Source organism: Streptococcus sp. ST16, from assembly GCF_046098135.1.
In the GTDB taxonomy this organism is placed as follows: domain Bacteria; phylum Bacillota; class Bacilli; order Lactobacillales; family Streptococcaceae; genus Streptococcus.
The window spans coordinates 237513-255690 of sequence record NZ_JBJUSE010000001.1 but is presented as its reverse complement, the minus strand read 5'-3'; the positions used below and the strand labels follow the sequence as shown (position 1 = coordinate 255690).

Below are 18178 nucleotides of genomic sequence, written 5' to 3'. Positions count from 1 at the left end.
TTCTTTTCAATTTAAGAGCAGAGTCCCATCTAGTTTTGGTAGACAATTTGTCCCTTGCAGATGGTATATTTGACCTGCCCTTTTAAAGTTTCCCCGATAAATGGAGAATTTGATGATTTTGAAGCGAAGTTTGGACCAACAGTACGATCAGCCTTGTCATCAAAGATAGTGATGTCCGCTGGACCATTTTCAGCTAAGTAGCCTGCTTCAAAGTTGTAAAGTTTGGCTGGATTGACAGTCATTTTTTCTAGCAATTCCATTAAGCTTAGCTCACCAGCTTCCACCAAATAAGTCAAGCCGAGAGATAGAGAGGTTTCCAAACCAGTCATACCAGATGGCGCTTTGGTGATATCTTCTACATTTTTCTCATCTGCATGGTGAGGCGCGTGGTCTGTCGCGATAACTGTGATAACACCTGACTTGAGACCTTTGATAACGGCACGACGGTCTGATTCCAAACGAAGCGGAGGGTTCATTTTGGCATTGCTTCCTTGAGTTAAAAGAAGAGTTTCTGTCTTAGAAAAATGTTGTGGTGCCACTTCTGCTGTGACTTGGGCCCCCAAACCTTGAGCAAACTCTACTACTTTGACACTTTCTTCCTTAGATAAATGCTGGATGTGAACATGGGCCTTAGTTGCATGGGCAATCATGACATCACGCGCAATCATAGCGTATTCTGCTACCCCTGTCGCACCACAGATCTTGAAGTGGTCTTTAGCGATGTTTTCGTTAAAGCCAAGAATGCCGTTCAAGCCGGGATCTTCCTCGTGTAGACAAACAAAGGTGCCAAGTTTTTTAGCAGTTTCCAAGGCTTCTTTGAGAACCTTACTGCTTTCAAGTGGAATACCATCATCTGAGAAACCAACGGCACCTGCTTCTAAAAGCGCCTTAAAGTCAGTCAAGTCTTTACCATTAAAGTGCTTGGTAATAGTTGCAACCGTCTTAACATTGATTTTCTCTTTAGCAGCTGACTGAAGAACTTCTTGTAAAGTCTCCACGTCTGAGATGGTTGGATTGGTATTAGCCATCATGACAACCGTTGTAAAACCACCTGCAGCGGCTGCTAGAGCACCAGTATGGATATCCTCCTTGTGGGTCTGACCAGGTTCACGAAAATGAACATGAATATCCACGAGTCCAGGCGCAACTACAAGCCCAGTAGCATCAATCAGCTCTGCTCCTTCTTCCTTGATTTCAGGGGCAATTTTGACAATTTTTCCATCTTGGACTAAAATATCACACACTTGATCCAAACCAGACTTAGGATCCATTACACGACCGTTTTTGATTAGTAGCATCTGCTTTCTCCTTTATTCATAGAAATCAACTTGGGTATCCAATAATTTATCCCCATCATAAACAAACTTGGCTGAAAAGAAAGGTTTGTCCTCTAAAAGCCACTCAACAAAAGTGTGATCACCCTCCCAAGTTGGCTTGCTCAAGACTTCATCATAGGGAACCCATTCTAATGTTCCCTCATTGCAGTCAATCAAGTCACCCTCAAACTCCGTCACCTTAAAAACATAGGTGTACCAGTCTAAGTCTGGTGTGAATTCTGGGAAAGTGATAACGCCTTTTAGAACTGGCTTGGCTTTGAGTCCTGTCTCTTCGAGGATTTCACGCGCTGCGCACTCCTGAGGAGTCTCCCCTCGCTCTAGCTTACCACCCACACCAATCCATTTCCCTGCATGGACATCATTAGGTTTTTTATTACGATGGAGCATGAGCAGTTCTTTTCCGTTATCAATGTAGCAAATCGTCGCTAACTGAGGCATATTTTCTCCTTATCTAAGCCAATCGATTGGCTCTTGTCCTGTCTCTTTTAAGAATGCATTAGTCTTGGAAAAAGGCTTGGAACCCCAAAATCCTCTGTAAACAGATAAAGGACTGGGATGGGCTGATTCGATAATCAAGTGGTGAGGATTGGTAACTAAGGCCTTTTTCTTACGTGCATAGGCTCCCCAGAGCACAAAAACTACTGGTCTGTCTAGATTATTGACCACCTGAATCACAGCATCAGTAAAAGGTTCCCATATCTGCCCAGCATGACCATTGGCCTGTCCGGCAGGCACGGTCAAGCAGGCATTGAGAAGTAAGACTCCTTGCTCAGCCCAAGTCGTCAAATCATGGGATTTCTTAACTCCGATATCATCTGACAATTCTTTCAAGATATTTTGCAAGGATGGCGGAGCTGGGATAGAGTCAGGAACAGAAAAACTTAAGCCCTGCGCTTGACCTGGCCCGTGATAGGGATCTTGACCTAGAATCACCACCTTAACTTCTTCAAGCGGTGTTGTCAACAAAGCCTGAAAAACCTTTTCCTTAGGTGGATAAACAGTTCCCTGTGCATAGACCTGATTCATAAACTGATTGATTTTCGCAAAATAACCTTCAGGTAATTGCTCCTTAATCAAAGCATGCCAAGATGAGTGTTGCATCGCCAACTCCTTCATTTTTACTGCCTCTATTATAGCAAAAAGTGGCTATCTAAACCACTTTTTACAGTTTATCTAAACAATCCAGCAAGTCTTGGTAAGAATGAACTTCATGGGTCGGCTGGGCTTTCGTCTTATTTTCCAGATGATGGGGATTGTACCAGATAGTATCAATACCAGCATTGTTGCCACCTTGAATGTCGGCGGTTAGAGAATCTCCAATCATCAGTGTCTTTTCTTTATCAAATCCAGCAATCTGCTGACCGATTTTTTCATAGAATAGTGCATCAGGTTTTTGTATTTGCAACTGCTCGGAAATAAAGACTTGGTTGAAATAGGGAGCAAGACCTGATTGAGCCAAACGACCCGTCTGAATGGCGGTTATCCCATTTGTCGCTGCGTACAGCTCATAATCACGCTCAATGAGACTGTCCAAGAGTTCATGAGCGCCCGAAAGGGGTTGCCCCTGCTGGGCAAGGTAAAATTGGTAACGCTGGGCAAGTAAAGCACCATCCTTCTCCAATCCAAAATGAGCAAACAAACGCGAAAAGCGCGTGTTAACCAGCTCTTGTTTACTGATTTTCTTTTGCTCCAAGTCCTTCCAGAGAGCCTTGTTCATAGGAACATAATAGTCTTTGTGGGCTTGGATATCCGCAACTCCTTCTTCTTTTAGTAGTTGTGTCAGAGCTACATCCTCAGCAGTATCAAAATCAAGCAAGGTGTGGTCAAGGTCGAAAAGTAGAAATTTGTAGGGCATTGAGTTTCCTTTCTGAGTGAAAATAAGTCGCTAGTATTTATTTGGAAAATATTCTTTTCCCAACTGCCATAAATACTGATCAATTTCTTTAAGATTAAATTCTTCTAATCCATAGTATTCTCTAAAAGCAATAACTATATTTTTAAATTTTTGATAATCTTTTGGGTCTGAATTCTTAAATTTAGAAAATTTATCTGTTTTTCTAAAGTATTTCAATACCTTTTCTACATAGCTATCATAAATAGGATATTCTTTAGGATTATGATGAGAACAGTATTTAGTAGAAAAAGAATAGAACTTTCTAGTTACACCATTGATAGTAACATTTTGAATTTCATTGACTAAAGTTACATCACCTTGTCTCAACCTCTCGTCAATTTTAAGACTCAGTATATGTTCTGCAACTGGATAAACTGAGAAAATATTTGTACTATAAAAATCATTCAACGTAGCAACCTTTAATAAGATGTCAGAAATTTCTTCGTTACTTGGTAACAGCTCAAAAAATAATTTATCTAAAGCATCTTCTTGTAACCTATAATTTTTAAGGTTTTTCCACGATTTCAAGTATTTTTCTACTTCACTGGCTGACGGTTTAGAAATAACAATATCTGATTTCTGTTTTCTAGAGTTTATTTGCATACTTATCTCACTTTAAGTAGTTGTTTTAAAAATTTAATAGCTTAATTATAGCATATTGTAAAATGAATTACTAAACTCTTCATTCCCCCTACCCCAACTCCTTCGCTATTCTGCTTTTTTCAAGTTTTCCCTTGATAATTCGTTTCCATAAAACAAGAGGATTCAGACTATAAGATAAGCGCAGGAGGTAATAATTAACCCATTCGATAAGGGCAAAAAGCTGTATCAGTGTGGCTATGACAGCCACTTGGACACTCTGTATGTTCCAGACAATAAAAAGAAAACCAGAAATAAGTAAAACAAGGTCTAGTATTCTGAAACCATCATATAGTTTGGGGACACTTCCACTTCCGAACTGAGGATTTGACAGTCTTCTAATCAAAATTGCCCAATAGATTGAACCTTGAAACAAAATAAATGTCAGTAAAGACAAAGGATAGAGAATGATGACTAGCCCCTTCCAATCACCAAGTCGATTTTTCAAAAGGAAAAAACACAACCAAAAGGATAGGACGGCTGTAAACTCTCCCAAACAGAGGGACACCAACTCTTTTCTAACTTTCTCTTTTTGTATGCTCATCATCTCACCCATCTATCTATCATCCTATATCAGAAAAAAGCCACTCGAAGCATTTTCTAGTCGACATTTCTCAGAATCAAGACATTCTAAGCATCGAACAGTTCAATTCCTTTAATACCAATGTAATTCTAAACTTAGAATTACATTAAAATAAATGTTTTAGGACTATTCTAAGTCTATGATAGCCTTAAATTTTAATTTTTGAAGGATTCTAAAGCCAGAATAACTCTAAAATCACGAGAATGAAGCTATTCGAAGCTTAGAAGAACCTTTGGTGAATTTCAATAGCACTTCAACTAGCTATTCTTACAATTTCTCTGATGAGCTTTGAGTTTTTTCAGAGCCCAATCATAGTGACTGGAAGTGGCACTCACAAAGTAGGAACCTAAACTTGTCCCTCCTGTCCACTTATAGACACCTTTTGTGAACAATTCGTCATTGCTGAAGCCTTCCATCAACTCTAAAACCTCTTTATGTGATTGCTCTAGTAGCCTAGTCGCTTCTTCTAGAGACGTTTTCTGGTGCTTCTTCCAAATAGCGACATTCATTTCCCCATAAGTTTTCCAATTATAAGGTTCAGGGAGAAAAGGTCTTTCATGACCCTTTTGATTGGAATGTACCCAGGTCAAAAGTAACTGATGCCATTCGTAGAGATGGATTAGAACATCTCTTAGATTTTTATCTCTTTTCCAGTGAGCTTCTTTTTTCTTTTGGTCTTTTGAAAAATCAAAAGGAGTCTGTAGCTCCTCTTCACTTAACTGAGAAATTAAGAGATTAAGTTTTTCATAGCTTCCCTTAGAGGCTAACACTAGCTCCTCTTTTGTTCTTGGTTTAGGCATAGGCGTTCTCCCTTCATTTTTAAGTAGAATAAGCTATTTTCTTACTTCATTATACCATAATCAAAAAGCAGTTCTTCATTTTACGAAAAACTGCTTTTACTTGCCATTTTATAAAAGTTAGGAGCGCCCCTAGACTTACTTATTTACATATAAATCTCTAAAGCGACCATCCACTTCAGCTATCTGATAGAGCAATTCGGCTAGTTCTTGGTAATCTTCTTTTAAACATGAAAGGTGGGCTTGGCCAAATAAATTAGCTAATTCCTCTTTTAACCTTGCCCCTTTAGGTTCATACTCTTTTAAAAATCGACTGAGATAGAGACTTCGAACAGCAGCAAGTTTAAAGCTGAAATACTGATGCAATTGCTTTTGCTCCGAATTTAATCCGTTTTCAGCAACTGCTTTTGCATAACATTCCAAGACATTACTTTGTCCATCCAGATATCTGGCCCTTATAAGCCTTGCCGTTTCTTGATAGATTTGAGTTTGACTAGGACTCTTGACCTTCTTAAAATTTCCCCACATGGAGTAAGCCCCACGCTTATAGTCAATAGCCTCCGCCTTCCAAGCTTCTAAAATGTCATTAAAAGCAATCTTCATACAGGCAAAACCAGCTGGATCATGCAAATAGAGATACTGACCGTCAACAGCATACACGGTTACAAAGTGATCTACACCATAAAGGATTGTGTGATTGGGATTGTAAGTCAAATGGCCCATATCAAGAGGTCCCAGTACGACAGGTCCATTGGACAGAAAGGTTTCTAACTTTCCTTTAACCTCTTCCAAATCTACTTCCGTTCTATCTTTTAGATAGAAATCCTCATAGTCAAATCCAAGTATTTTTAAAGAATGGGAGATGGAAAGGTCTGGCATTCCATTATCAAAGAATACTAGAGGGTGCTGCTCATCTTTCTTTACGATACTAGCGCCATTTCCCATCACCATAATTGCCTCTAAAAACTCTGCTTTAAAGTCATAACCATAGGCGTCGAGTGCCATTGCCAATGAATAGCTATAGCAAAGTGACACATCTCCAAAATACATCTGCATATCCATGCCTCCTTATCTTCTATGAGTCTATTATACCGAGATAACGTTACTCATACCCCATAAAATCCAAACAAAAAATAAGGTATGTTTGCTTTTCGGAAATGAATGTCCACAAAAAACTGGCTGTTTTTCTCAACAACCAGTTTCTTCATTTTTAAGCTAATTTCTTACTATTCTTCTTCTGAAGGATAAGCGATGCTATAGCCAGCAATGCAAAGACAAGGCCAACATACCAGTAGGGTTGATCGAGTGTCGTTGAACGACCTGATAGGTTGACGATTCCGCGAAAGAGCATTCCGGCCGTTAAGACTGCAACTGCCGAGTTCCACAAGTTTAGGCTGAGTCGTGCTAAATTTGGAATGATTTTCAACAGTAATGTCAGAATGATTCCTCCTACTAGAGGAACTACAAAGAGATAGTGCATATGGAGAGAGGTTTCGCCAAAGCTGAAAGACTCGTAGATACGGCTAAATGCTAAGAAGAAAATAGTGAGAAGACTATAACCAACAAGTGTCTTTTTGAGGCGTTTGTTTTTGTTTTTAATAACCGATGTAGACAATATCACTCACCGCCCTTTCTGATATTTTGCTTCCACCTGTGGTCGGTTTGTTGATCACCTGACCGTTAAAGTAGAGAGTGGAAGATCCACCACCATCAAGGTTGTAGGCTGTCTTCACTCCGTAAGATTTCATCACTTCTGCCATCTGGTACAGTGACAAGCCCTTGCTTTCGGAGGTACGACCATCCGAAACGACGATGATGTAGTGGTTTTCATCGATAATCCCGATAGCTGTACGAGGATTTGAAGCCATAGCCTGGCCAACTTCTGCATTAGTGCTGACAGAGATTTCCCCATTCTCAACTAGAGAAGGGCCAAATGCCAGTAGATTGACCACACCGTCCTCAACCAACTGATTGGCTGAAATTTGATCCTCGTAGATGATTTTAAAGGAACCGTCGTTGTAAATGGCAAGGTCGCCATTACTAGCATCTTCACGGACACTATCACGATAGACAACCCCATTTCGGATAACGTAACCGGAGCTATTAGCTCCATAGTAGTCACCGTTGACAGCTAGAATAGCATTATTTTCAGCAGCTGTCACAGAGGTTTTAGCTGTGACATTCGTTCCATAGGAGTTTTGAGCTAGAGCAGTCTTCAGATAATCCGATGAACTGAGAGTTATGTCTGCCACATAGACTTGCGTTTCATTCACAGTCTTTTCAGTTAGGGTGACACTGATATTTCCATCTGAATAGCTGGTATTCGTCACTTGAGCATTTTTTGCTGCATTACTTGCTTCTGCGGTGTTAGACGTTGAGCCTGCATTGGATACAGTGGAAATCGTTTCAGCGAGTACAAAGGTCTTCAACATCGAATAGGTAAAGGAACTTGTTAGAAGCAAGCCCAAGACTGATGCGTATAGATAGGGTTTCTTTAAAACTTTCATAATGGGCTACAGGTCCTTTCTTTGAAAATAAAGCGAGTTTGAACTGTCCAAGAGAGGATGAAGAGCATGATTCCAACAAGAATCTTTGCAATCAGCAAGTTGACTCCAAGACCTGAATTAAACAGTCGAATCAAAATGGTGTCTAGAATAAAGAGACCAATTGCTAGTCCGAAATAACCTGACCCTGTTTTAAAACTGCTAGCCTTATTCTTAAAGACCAATTTTTTATTAGTAGAAAAGTTAAAGATAGAACTGGTTACACGGGCCAAACCATTTGAGAGGAGGACACGCAAACCTGTCGGAATAAAACTCAAGCATAGAATTGAGAGAGCATAGACTACATAATCTACGATAAAACTACTAAAAGACGAAAGGGCAAACTTTAAAATATTTTTATAAATCATCAAGCCATCCCGTACAGGACGGAAGTGAGAAGCCGCATTATCGTTAATATAAACCGTTTCAATCGGAACTTCCAAGATTGGGTAGGCTTGGCTTGCTTCGAGGAGCATATTCATCTCGTATTCATACCGTTGGCCTTCTATCTGGATCATGAAGGGGATCATATCTGTTGAAAAGGCACGTAATCCTGTCTGTGTATCGGATACAGCAACACCCGTTTGCAGTTTAAACAAGATACGAGTCAAGCTATTTCCAAAGCGACTACGCAAGGGAACCTTGCCTGTAAAGGCACGGACACCAAGAACAAGTGTATTAGGATTTTCATTTGATTTGCTCAAGACACGAAAGATGTCCCAGATCCTATGTTGGCCATCTGCGTCAGCTGTGACCACCGTTCCAGGCATATTGAGTGACTGAATGTACTCAAAGGCTGTTTTCAGTGCTTGACCTTTCCCTTGATTTACCTGATGACGAAGGATTGTCGCAAAGCGTTCTGCTTTAGAAAAAATGTCTTGGCATTCTGCCGAACTTCCATCATCAATGACAATGATGTAAAAATCGCTCCTGTTGTGAATCTTTTCAATCAATTTAATAAGATTGTAGTCAGGTTCGTAAGCTGGAATAACTAGATAGTTCATATTTACACCTCTTTCTTTGATGATTGGAAAAAGTATACAGATAAATGCTTAAAAATTCCTTATAATTAAATTTAAGTAAAATCAGATTTATTGTTATTCTTATAAATTCAAAATCCAAATAAAGAAAAAACTCTGTAAAAGATATCTTCTACAGAGTTAGGTTTGCATCTTTATAAAATGTCAGAAAATGATCTAGTCCTTAATCACTGGTATCCAGAGTTCCATTTGGTAGTCAGCTGACCACATGTCTCCTTCGGTATAGACTTCAAAATCTGGAGCACCTGAATGACGATAGCCAGTTTCTGGGAAAAAAATCTCTAGAACATATTTCCAAGCATGATGGATGCTTTCTGGTATTGGGCCTTTGACTGGTACGATAGCATATTCAGCTTCTGCGATTTCTTTGATTGATAGACCCAGTTCTTCTGCTTTAGCTTTATCCGTCACATCATAGGCAGCTATATAGTTGATAATTTCGCCTTCTTTGACATCCGAGCAGACACCGAAGGATTGGCCGCTACCCAAACCTTCTAGGCTTTCAAAACTGTGAGTTGCATAGAGATGCTCCCATGCAGACGGACACTGGCTATTGTCAATAGCTTCCAATAGGACACCTGCTACGGTAAAAGCAGGTTTCTTTTGAATCTTGATATCCATGTTCTTTCCTCCTGTAATCTTTAAGGATAACTGAAGTTTAGGAAAGAACCGATAAGTTTTTCCATTTCGAACTTCTGAGGGAGTTGCCCCATGGAATTTCTTAAAGGCTGCACTGAAGGCGTCCGCAGAGTCGTAGCCGTATTTCATTGCTATATCAATGACTTTCTCAGTGCTTTCCCGTAAGTCTGTCACTGCTTCTGACAGCCTGCGATTACGCAAATATTCTGCCAAGGTCATATCAGCAAGGATAGAAAAGAGTCTACTAAAGAGAGGATAAGAATAGCCAGATAGCTGCTGAAATCTTTTCATATCCACTTCTCCAGTCAGCTGCTGTTCCAAATAATCCATGGTTTGATTGAATTGATGCATCATATTCTTCTTTTCTTACCTCCATAAGATACAAAGGACGTTAAAAGCAAAGTGAAAATAGGAAAATTGACGCTGGAGCTTCTGATCCTAGGAAATTCTGTCTTTTTCGCATAGCTTTTAGGCCGTGTTCAATCTATCTATATTCTAGCAAATACAAGATACTTCCGCCCTAGAATATTTGTACAAGATTTAAAGGTTCAAATCCTTATAACTTATCTTTTAATTTCTCAACAAAGAGATAAGCTGCTGGGCAGGTCAAGGTATTCTTAATCGTCAAATGATTAATTTGATAGATCTTTTTACGATCTGTATGGGGGAACTCGCGGCAAGCCTTTGGTCGAACGTCGTAGATGGAGCAGAGATTGTCTCCTCCTAGAAAGGGGCAAGGCATGGATTTGAAAACCTTGTCCCCATCTTCATCTACCTGAAGGAATTCCGCTTCAAAAGCTGGTAATTTCATCTTAAAGTACTTAGCAATACGGGTAATATCAGCTTCCTTAAAGTCAGGCCCCAATGTCTTGCAACAGTTCGCGCAGGCGGTACAATCAATCTCAGCAAAAACTTCTTGGTGAATCTGCTGGGCAATCTTATCTAAGTTTTTAGGAGGTTTTTTCTTTAGATTAGCTAACACTTTGCGGTGCTCCTTCTGCTTTTGCAGTGCTAGTTGGTGGTAATACTCAATATCAATCTCTTTAGACATAATTTCTTCCTAATACAAGTGTTTTTGTCTATTATACCATAAACTATTTTCTATTTTTTGCCTTTATATACAAAAAGCCCTTCGGATAAAATCCGAGGGGCTTAAAACGTTGTTAAATCAACGACCGAACTTTTGAATTTCAAGGTTCGGGATAAAATAGTTCACTGAACTATTTTATTTTTTCAAGTTGTAGAATGATTTCAATCCACGGTATTCAGCTACTTCACCAAGTTGGTCTTCGATACGAAGCAATTGGTTGTATTTAGCGATACGGTCTGTACGTGAAAGTGAACCAGTCTTGATTTGTCCTGCGTTTGTTGCAACTGCGATGTCAGCGATTGTTGAATCTTCAGTTTCACCTGAACGGTGTGATACAACGGCAGTGTAACCAGCTTCTTTCGCCATTTCGATAGCGTCGAATGTTTCAGTAAGAGTACCGATTTGGTTAACTTTGATAAGGATTGAGTTAGCAGCACCTTCTGCAATACCTTTTTCAAGGTAAGAAGTGTTTGTTACGAAGAAGTCGTCACCAACCAATTGAACTTTACCACCAAGACGTTCAGTAAGAGCTTTCCAACCGTCCCAGTCGTTTTCGTCCATACCATCTTCGATAGTGATGATTGGGTATTTGTTTACCAATTCTTCAAGGTAGTCGATTTGTTCTGCAGCAGTACGAACAGCAGCGCCTTCACCTTCGAATTTAGTGTAGTCGTAAACTTTACGTTCCTTATCGTAGAATTCTGATGAAGCACAGTCAAATCCGATAAATACGTCTTTACCTGGAACATAACCAGCAGCTTCGATAGCAGCAAGGATAGTTTCAACTCCGTCTTCAGTTCCTTCGAAACGAGGAGCGAATCCACCTTCGTCACCTACGGCTGTTTCAAGACCACGAGATTTAAGGATTTTCTTAAGAGCATGGAAGATTTCAGCACCCCAGCGAAGAGCTTCTTTGAATGATGGTGCACCAGCAGGTACGATCATGAATTCTTGGAAAGCGATTGGAGCGTCAGAGTGAGAACCACCGTTGATGATGTTCATCATTGGAGTTGGAAGAACTTTAGTGTTGAATCCACCAAGGTAGCTGTAAAGTGGGATTTCAAGGTAGTCAGCAGCAGCACGAGCTACAGCGATAGACACACCAAGGATTGCGTTTGCACCCAATTTACCTTTGTTAGGAGTACCGTCAAGTGCGATCATAGCACGGTCGATAGCTTGTTGGTCACGTACATCGTAGCCGATGATAGCTTCAGCGATGATGTTGTTTACGTTGTCAACAGCTTTTTGTGTACCAAGACCACCGTAACGAGATTTGTCACCGTCGCGAAGTTCAACTGCTTCGTGTTCACCAGTAGAAGCTCCTGATGGAACCATACCACGTCCGAAAGCACCTGATTCAGTATAAACTTCTACTTCAAGTGTTGGGTTACCGCGTGAGTCTAGGACTTCGCGAGCGTAAACATCAGTAATAATTGACATTTTTTACTCTCCTTTGAGTTAAATTTTTTACACCTCTATGATACCTTAAAAATAAGCGTTTTTCAAGAAAAAACGTTATCTTTGTGCAAATTTTCCTTAACTTTATAAAGTAATCGCTTTCTTTTGTCTGTTTTCTTTTGTTTTTTGTGATATACTAATTTTATGACAGATTTATCAAAACAACTACTAGAAAAAGCTCATGGTGGGCCAAAATTAAACCCAGATGAGCAACGTCACTTTCTTGGTACTTTTGAGGAGAGGGTTCTGGGCTATGCGGATATCGAGACAGCAAATAGTCTTCAGCTACAAAAGGGATTTTTAACGATTTTGGAACATTTTCAAAAAAGACAGAGACTCTTTTTGTGAAGATTTCGCCAAATATTGAGTTTGACAAACAAGTATTCTACTTAAAAGAAGCTAAGAAAACCAATAGTCAAGCAACAATCGTATCAGAGGATCACACTTCTTCTCCTTTAGGCTTAGTTATCCATTCGAACCAACCTGTTCAAGTAGATGAAAAAGACCTTAAACTTGCATTCTCGAATCTCTGGGAGGAGAAAAAGACAGAAACTCCTAAAAAATCAATCTGGAAAAAATGGTTAGGTTAATTCTTCCTCATATTTAATAAATGACCGATATTAGTAGCTGTGTGCTCCAAATAGAGACTTGCATTTTTCAAACTATTCTCTAAAGGTTCACATTTCTCTAAAATGGAAAATGCTGCTTGTATATTTTCAAATGGTAGGGGAGGCAAATCGTCAGCAAGACTACCACAAATAGCAATAACTGGAACTCTGTTAGGGGTTCTTTTTGCTACGCCGATAGGAGCTTTTCCAGCAAAGCTTTGACTGTCCAGTCTGCCTTCTCCAACGATAACCAAGTCGGCACCTGCAACTTTCTTGTCAAAGTCTATCAAATCCAAGCAAGTATCAATCCCAGATACGATACAGGCCTTAGCAAAGGCACAGAGCCCAGCAGCAATACCCCCACCTGCCCCTGCTCCTTTAAGAGATAGGGTAGAAGGCGATAATTTTTCATAGAACCGCCGCATAGCCAGATCTACTATTTCAAATAAAGCAGGATCCAAGCCCTTTTGTTTTCCAAATGTATAGGTCGCTCCTTGATGACCACATAAAGGACTCACGACATCTGCTAAAATGCGGATTTTCACATCTTCAGGAATCCTATACAAGTTGCTATTTGAAACTGACTCGAACTCAAGCAAAGTCTGACCGCAAGCAGGCAATTCTTTTCCCTTCCTATCATAAAAACGATAACCTAAACCAGCAGCAATGCCTATCCCACCGTCATTACTAGCCGTACCGCCAACTCCGATATAAATTTCTTTCATCCCTTGATCAATGAGATGGCGAATCAATTCTCCGATACCGCGAGTTTGGATGTGGAGAGGGTTTCGTTTCTCCTGCGGAATCTTTCCAAGACCAACCAAGTCAGCAACTTCGAAGAGCGCTATTTGATCTTTTTGAAAGTAGCGCATTGATTCTTTTAGCCCAAAAGGCCCCGTCACCTCTTGCCATTTTTCTTCGAGTTCAAGAGAATGGCGAATAGCGTCTACAGTTCCTTCCCCACCATCACCTACAGGGCAGAGCAGACATTCTACATCTGCTATCGATTTTTGGAATCCTCTTTTTATAGCTTGAGCGACCTCTTCTGCTGTCAAACTTTCTTTAAAGGAATCAGGTGCAATTACAATTTTCATAGTTCCCTCTCATTCTAAGAAATCAATCAAAGGAAGAACTTCCAAAAAATCCCTCGTATCTACATGACAAGCTATCTCTGCTTTTACGACCTCTTTGGCACAAAAGGCTATACCGTGGCCTGCTGTCTTTAACATCAAGAGGTCATTGGCACCATCACCGATAGCAATCGTTCTTTCTTTGGGTAGTTCTAATTCCTTTCTCCATTTCTCAAGAGTAGCATTTTTTACTTTACCTGTCACAATTTCACCAACTAGTTGCCCTGTTAAAGAACCGTCTTTGACTTCCAACTGGTTGGCAGAGAAATAGGAAATACCAAGGGATTTTGCTAATCTCTTAACTATTGGTGTAAATCCACCAGACACTAGACCGACTAGAATGCCTTTCTTTTGGAGAATGGAGATAAATTCTTGAGCATTCTTGGACAGGTGAATGGATTTGAAGACAGTATCAAAGACCGAAATCGGAAGACCTTTTAACAAAGCCACTCTTGCTCTTAAACTTGTTTCAAAATCCAGTTCACCTCGCATTGCCTGGCTTGTAATCTGCGAAATTTCGGCTTCGCAACCAGCTTCTCTTCCTAGAAGATCAATCACTTCCTCTGCTATCAAGGTGCCGTCAACATCCATAACACAGAGCCCCATTACTTGAGTCATCTCTTCTCCTCTCCTCTTTTCTAAACAGCCCAAAAATCGTATGAAAGAATCATACGATTTTATCTATTAGTTGACTAGACTATGGTACAAGTCTAGGTAAGATTTGCAGGCTGTATCCCATGAGAAATCGCATTCCATAGCTTGTTTTTGTAAATTTCTCCAAACGTCCGGCTGGTACTTATAAACATCCAAGGCTGTTTGGAAACTCCAGCTAAGCCAGTATGGTGTTAAATTATCAAAGCTAAATCCAGTACCAGTTCCTTCGATTGGATTGAAGGATTGAACTGTATCTCTTAGTCCGCCAACCTCATGAACCAATGGTAGAGTTCCGTAGCGCATCGCCATCATTTGAGACAAGCCACATGGTTCAAAACGACTCGGCATGAGGAAGAGATCACAAGCTGCGTAGATTTCTTGAGCAAGTTTGACGTCAAAAGTGATATTTGCTGATAGCTTGTCAGGATAGACTTGAGCAAACCAAGAGAAGGAATGTTCAAAAGCCGGGTCACCTGTTCCTAAAAGGACTATTTGAACGTCCTCCTGTAAGAAACGATGCAAGCTTTCTACAACAACATCAAAACCTTTTTGGCGCGTCAATCGAGAGACAATCCCAACTAGTGGCACATCTGCTCGCACAGGTAGACCAACTCTCTCTTGTAATTTTGCTTTGTTTTGCGCTTTTCCAGACAAATCTTCCTTATCAAAATGATAGTCTAAAAGCGGATCTGTTTGAGGATTATAAAGATCTGCGTCAATACCATTGACAATACCTGAAACCTTACCTGACTCCATGCGAAGAATCTGGTCCAAACCGCAACCGAACTGACTGGTCATAATCTCATGTGCATAGCTAGGGGAAACGGTTGTGACACGATCTGCGTAGAGAATCCCTGCTTTCATCCAGTTAAGACAATCATTCCAGCGAAGGGTCCCATCAGCATAGCGTTCAAATCCAACACCGAACAAATCCCACAACATTCCTTCAGAAAATTGACCTTGAAATTCTAAATTATGAATGGTTAAAACTGTTCTGATTCCTTGATATGCCTGAATCCAATGGTACTTTTCTTTTAACAAGAAGGGAATCATGGCTGTGTGGTAATCATGAACATGGAGAAGGTCAGGGATAAAGTCAATGCGTTCCATGGCTTCAAGAGCAGCCAGTTGGAAAAAGGCGAAGCGTTCACCGTCGTCAAAATCACCATACACATGACCACGGAAGAAATAATATTGATTATCAATGAAGTAGAAGGTAACCCCATTCAAGACCGTTTTCTTAATACCACAGTACTGTCTACGCCATCCTACACTCACTTCAAAGTGGAGAACATCCTCTATCTGGTCACCAAACTTAGCTTCTACCATATCATAGTAAGGCAAGAAAACTGCAACTTCGTGCCCCGCTTTTACAAGTGATTTAGGAAGTGCGCCAATGACATCACCCAAACCACCTGTTTTTGAAAAGGGGGCTCCTTCTGCCGCTACAAATAAAATTTTCATGAATAAATGTCCTCTGTTACTGTTTCACCCTTCTTAACTACAACTGGCTGTTCTGCTGTTCCTCTAATAACAACACCGTCCGCAACTTCAACTCCTTTGTCTAGGATGGCATATTCAACTTGGGCACCTTGACCAATCACAACTCGAGGAAATAGAACGCTGTCTTTCACCACACTATCTTTATGAACATAAATGTTACGAGATAGGACTGACTGAACGACTTCACCCTCAATGATGCTACCAGAAGCAAACTGAGAAGTACTTACTTTTGAAGTATTCGCATAGTAGGTTGGTTCTTCATTCTTAACTTTTGTATAAATCTTTTGATTTGGTGAGAAGAGAGAATAGAACTTTTTAGATTCAAGCATATCGATGTTTGCTTGATAATAGGACTGAACAGAATGAATGTTCGCTAGGTAGCCTGTGTATTCGTAAGCAAAAGCTCCTTCTTTTGCAGCTAAATCTCGAAGAACATAGCGCAGCTTTTCAGGATATTCTTTCTGAGCCTCCTCTTCAAGTCGTTCAATCAACCAAGGAGTATCCACAACAAAGATATCTGTAGACATATTGAAGAGTTCATCCGTAGATTTGTTATCAAAGAGTTTGTGCGAACGAACATGGTCTGTTTCATCAATTTCCAAGATAGCATTCACATCAGAAATATCTTTCTTCGGAAGTTTCTTATATACAACTGTGATCGGACCTTTCGTTGTATTGTGTAGGTGGAAGACTTGATTCAAGTCAATATTCACCAGCACATCGCAGTTAATCGAAACAGTTTGGTTTGAACCTGAACGTCTCAAGTAGGTAAGAAGTTGTTGGTAATACTCTTTTCCAACTGTACTGCTTTCAACACGAGTATTGTAAATTCCTAGATAGTAGTGACTTAGAAGGGTGGATAAGCCCCATTCACGACCTGAACGGATATGGTCGAATACTGAGCTGATATTATCTTGTTGGAAAATACCAAAGATACTACGAACACCTGCATTTGCAAGACTGGAAAGGGGGAAGTCAATCAAACGGTATTTCCCACCGAAAGGTAAGCTAGCTACCGGACGGTGTTCTGTTAACGTTGACATATCATGAAAACCAACTGTGTTTCCTAAAATGGCTGAATATTTATCAATCTTCATCTGTTGCTACCCCCACTACTTCATTGTATCCTACTACTTGTACTTCGTCAGTTCCGTCAATCTCTACGCCGTCTGCAATAATGGCACCTTCACCAATGATGGCACGTTTAATTTTTACACCTTTTCCGATAATGGCACCACTCATGATTACAGAGTCTACTACTTCAGCCCCCTCACGTACTTGCGCCTCTGTTGAGAGAATGGAATGCTTAACAGTTCCATCCACGAGACAGCCATCCACAACTAAAGAATCTTCTACATGAGCGTGTTCTCCAATAAAGTTTGGTGGTGAAATCAAGTTCCGTGAGTAGATTTTCCACTGACGATCACGACTATCCAAAGCGTTGTTTGGATCAATGTATTCCATATTGGCTTCCCAAAGTGACTCAATCGTACCAACGTCTTTCCAGTAACCATTAAATTCATAAGCATAGACACTTTCACCAGACTCGAGATAGTTAGGGATAACGTTCTTACCAAAGTCTGACATATCCACATTGCTCTTTTCAGCAGCGACAAGCATATTGCGAAGCCGTTTCCAGTCAAAAATATAAATCCCCATAGAAGCCTTTGTAGACTTAGGTTGAGCAGGTTTTTCTTCGAATTCAACGATACGGTTATTGGCATCTGTATTCATGATACCAAAACGGCTAGCTTCTTTGAGAGGTACGTCTAGGACAGCTACTGTCAAACTGGCATTGTTATCCTTATGAGACTGAAGCATATCATCGTAGTCCATCTTATAGATGTGGTCACCAGAAAGAATCAAAACGTACTCAGGATTAACACTGTCGATGTAGTCAATGTTTTGGTAGATAGCGTGACTAGTCCCTTCAAACCAACGGTTTCCTTCGCTGGCTGAATAAGGTTGTAAAATAGAGACACCTGAATTGATACCATCCAATCCCCAGCTAGAACCATTTCCGATATGGTTGTTCAAAGCGAGAGGTTGGTATTGCGTAATCACACCAACATTATAGATTCCAGAGTTTGCACAGTTGGAAAGAGCAAAGTCAATGATACGGTAGCGCCCACCGAATTGCACTGCCGGTTTGGCAATGCTTTGAGTGAGTTTTCCGAGACGTGTTCCTTGCCCACCCGCAAGGATCAAAGCTAGCATTTCATTCTTCATTTTCTACTCCTTTTTATAGACATGTGAACGTTAA

Annotated in this window: 19 protein-coding genes and 1 pseudogene; 1 reads left to right on the top strand and 19 read right to left on the bottom strand. The window is 40.3% G+C overall.

Annotated elements, in window-relative coordinates:
• Positions 1 to 29: 29 nt before the first annotated feature.
• The 14 genes from ACIY14_RS01265 to eno form a co-directional block, all read right to left on the bottom strand.
• Complete coding sequence (locus ACIY14_RS01265) at positions 30 to 1298, bottom strand: dihydroorotase (protein ID WP_409001263.1); 1269 nt, start codon at positions 1296 to 1298, stop codon at positions 30 to 32.
• A 12-nt stretch (positions 1299 to 1310) separates the two neighbouring features.
• Entirely contained in the window at positions 1311 to 1775 is a 465-nt protein-coding gene (locus ACIY14_RS01260; RefSeq protein WP_001135756.1) for an 8-oxo-dGTP diphosphatase, read from the bottom strand.
• A gap of 9 nt (positions 1776 to 1784) precedes the next feature.
• On the bottom strand, positions 1785 to 2438 hold the full coding sequence (locus ACIY14_RS01255) for a uracil-DNA glycosylase (RefSeq protein ID WP_409001262.1): 654 nt from the start codon (positions 2436 to 2438) through the stop codon (positions 1785 to 1787).
• 61 nt (positions 2439 to 2499) lie between these two features.
• Entirely contained in the window at positions 2500 to 3192 is a 693-nt protein-coding gene (locus tag ACIY14_RS01250; protein WP_409001261.1) for a YjjG family noncanonical pyrimidine nucleotidase, read from the bottom strand.
• Positions 3193 to 3222: 30 nt separating this feature from the next.
• A complete protein-coding gene (locus ACIY14_RS01245) occupies positions 3223 to 3834 on the bottom strand; it encodes a hypothetical protein (RefSeq protein ID WP_409001260.1) in 612 nt (203 codons plus the stop codon).
• Between the two features lie 88 nt (positions 3835 to 3922).
• A complete protein-coding gene (locus ACIY14_RS01240) occupies positions 3923 to 4426 on the bottom strand; it encodes a hypothetical protein (protein ID WP_409001259.1) in 504 nt (167 codons plus the stop codon).
• 284 nt (positions 4427 to 4710) lie between these two features.
• Positions 4711 to 5253: a ClbS/DfsB family four-helix bundle protein gene (locus tag ACIY14_RS01235; RefSeq protein WP_409001258.1), complete on the bottom strand. Its 543-nt coding sequence runs from the start codon at positions 5251 to 5253 to the stop codon at positions 4711 to 4713.
• Between the two features lie 135 nt (positions 5254 to 5388).
• On the bottom strand, positions 5389 to 6306 hold the full coding sequence (locus ACIY14_RS01230) for a peptidase (protein WP_409001257.1): 918 nt from the start codon (positions 6304 to 6306) through the stop codon (positions 5389 to 5391).
• Between the two features lie 154 nt (positions 6307 to 6460).
• A complete protein-coding gene (locus ACIY14_RS01225; RefSeq protein WP_409001256.1) occupies positions 6461 to 6865 on the bottom strand; it encodes a hypothetical protein in 405 nt (134 codons plus the stop codon).
• The gene (locus ACIY14_RS01220; RefSeq protein ID WP_409001255.1) at positions 6846 to 7757 is read right to left on the bottom strand and encodes a phosphodiester glycosidase family protein; all 912 of its coding nucleotides are present in this window, start codon (positions 7755 to 7757) and stop codon (positions 6846 to 6848) included. The genes ACIY14_RS01225 and ACIY14_RS01220 overlap by 20 nt, the downstream gene beginning before the upstream one ends.
• Positions 7754 to 8797, bottom strand: a complete 1044-nt coding sequence (locus ACIY14_RS01215; RefSeq protein WP_409001254.1) for a glycosyltransferase — start codon at positions 8795 to 8797, stop codon at positions 7754 to 7756. Before ACIY14_RS01215 ends, ACIY14_RS01220 begins: the two co-directional genes overlap by 4 nt.
• Positions 8798 to 8989: 192 nt before the next feature.
• Complete coding sequence (locus ACIY14_RS01210; protein WP_409001253.1) at positions 8990 to 9826, bottom strand: GyrI-like domain-containing protein; 837 nt, start codon at positions 9824 to 9826, stop codon at positions 8990 to 8992.
• A gap of 202 nt (positions 9827 to 10028) precedes the next feature.
• Positions 10029 to 10523, bottom strand: a complete 495-nt coding sequence (locus ACIY14_RS01205) for a YkgJ family cysteine cluster protein (protein WP_084932553.1) — start codon at positions 10521 to 10523, stop codon at positions 10029 to 10031.
• A gap of 174 nt (positions 10524 to 10697) precedes the next feature.
• Positions 10698 to 12002 carry a surface-displayed alpha-enolase gene (gene eno, locus ACIY14_RS01200; RefSeq protein ID WP_000022821.1) on the bottom strand — a complete coding sequence of 435 codons (1305 nt, stop codon included), beginning with the start codon at positions 12000 to 12002 and terminating at the stop codon, positions 10698 to 10700.
• A gap of 162 nt (positions 12003 to 12164) precedes the next feature.
• Between eno and ACIY14_RS01195 the strand changes: the two are divergent.
• Positions 12165 to 12610, top strand: a pseudogene (locus tag ACIY14_RS01195) (DUF1694 domain-containing protein).
• Here ACIY14_RS01195 and ACIY14_RS01190 read toward each other — a convergent pair.
• The 5 genes from ACIY14_RS01190 to ACIY14_RS01170 all read right to left on the bottom strand — a co-directional run bounded on the left by ACIY14_RS01190 (position 12607) and on the right by ACIY14_RS01170 (position 18144).
• The gene (locus ACIY14_RS01190; RefSeq protein WP_409001252.1) at positions 12607 to 13722 is read right to left on the bottom strand and encodes a glycerate kinase; all 1116 of its coding nucleotides are present in this window, start codon (positions 13720 to 13722) and stop codon (positions 12607 to 12609) included. The pseudogene ACIY14_RS01195 and the gene ACIY14_RS01190 sit on opposite strands and share 4 nt — an antisense overlap.
• 9 nt (positions 13723 to 13731) lie before the next feature.
• Positions 13732 to 14376, bottom strand: a complete 645-nt coding sequence (gene serB / locus ACIY14_RS01185; protein WP_409001251.1) for a phosphoserine phosphatase SerB — start codon at positions 14374 to 14376, stop codon at positions 13732 to 13734.
• A gap of 66 nt (positions 14377 to 14442) precedes the next feature.
• The gene (gene glgA, locus ACIY14_RS01180; protein WP_409001250.1) at positions 14443 to 15876 is read right to left on the bottom strand and encodes a glycogen synthase GlgA; all 1434 of its coding nucleotides are present in this window, start codon (positions 15874 to 15876) and stop codon (positions 14443 to 14445) included.
• A complete protein-coding gene (glgD, locus tag ACIY14_RS01175) occupies positions 15873 to 17012 on the bottom strand; it encodes a glucose-1-phosphate adenylyltransferase subunit GlgD (RefSeq protein ID WP_409001249.1) in 1140 nt (379 codons plus the stop codon). The genes glgA and glgD overlap by 4 nt, the downstream gene beginning before the upstream one ends.
• On the bottom strand, positions 17002 to 18144 hold the full coding sequence (locus tag ACIY14_RS01170; RefSeq protein WP_409001248.1) for a glucose-1-phosphate adenylyltransferase: 1143 nt from the start codon (positions 18142 to 18144) through the stop codon (positions 17002 to 17004). Before ACIY14_RS01170 ends, glgD begins: the two co-directional genes overlap by 11 nt.
• Positions 18145 to 18178 lie beyond the last annotated feature (34 nt).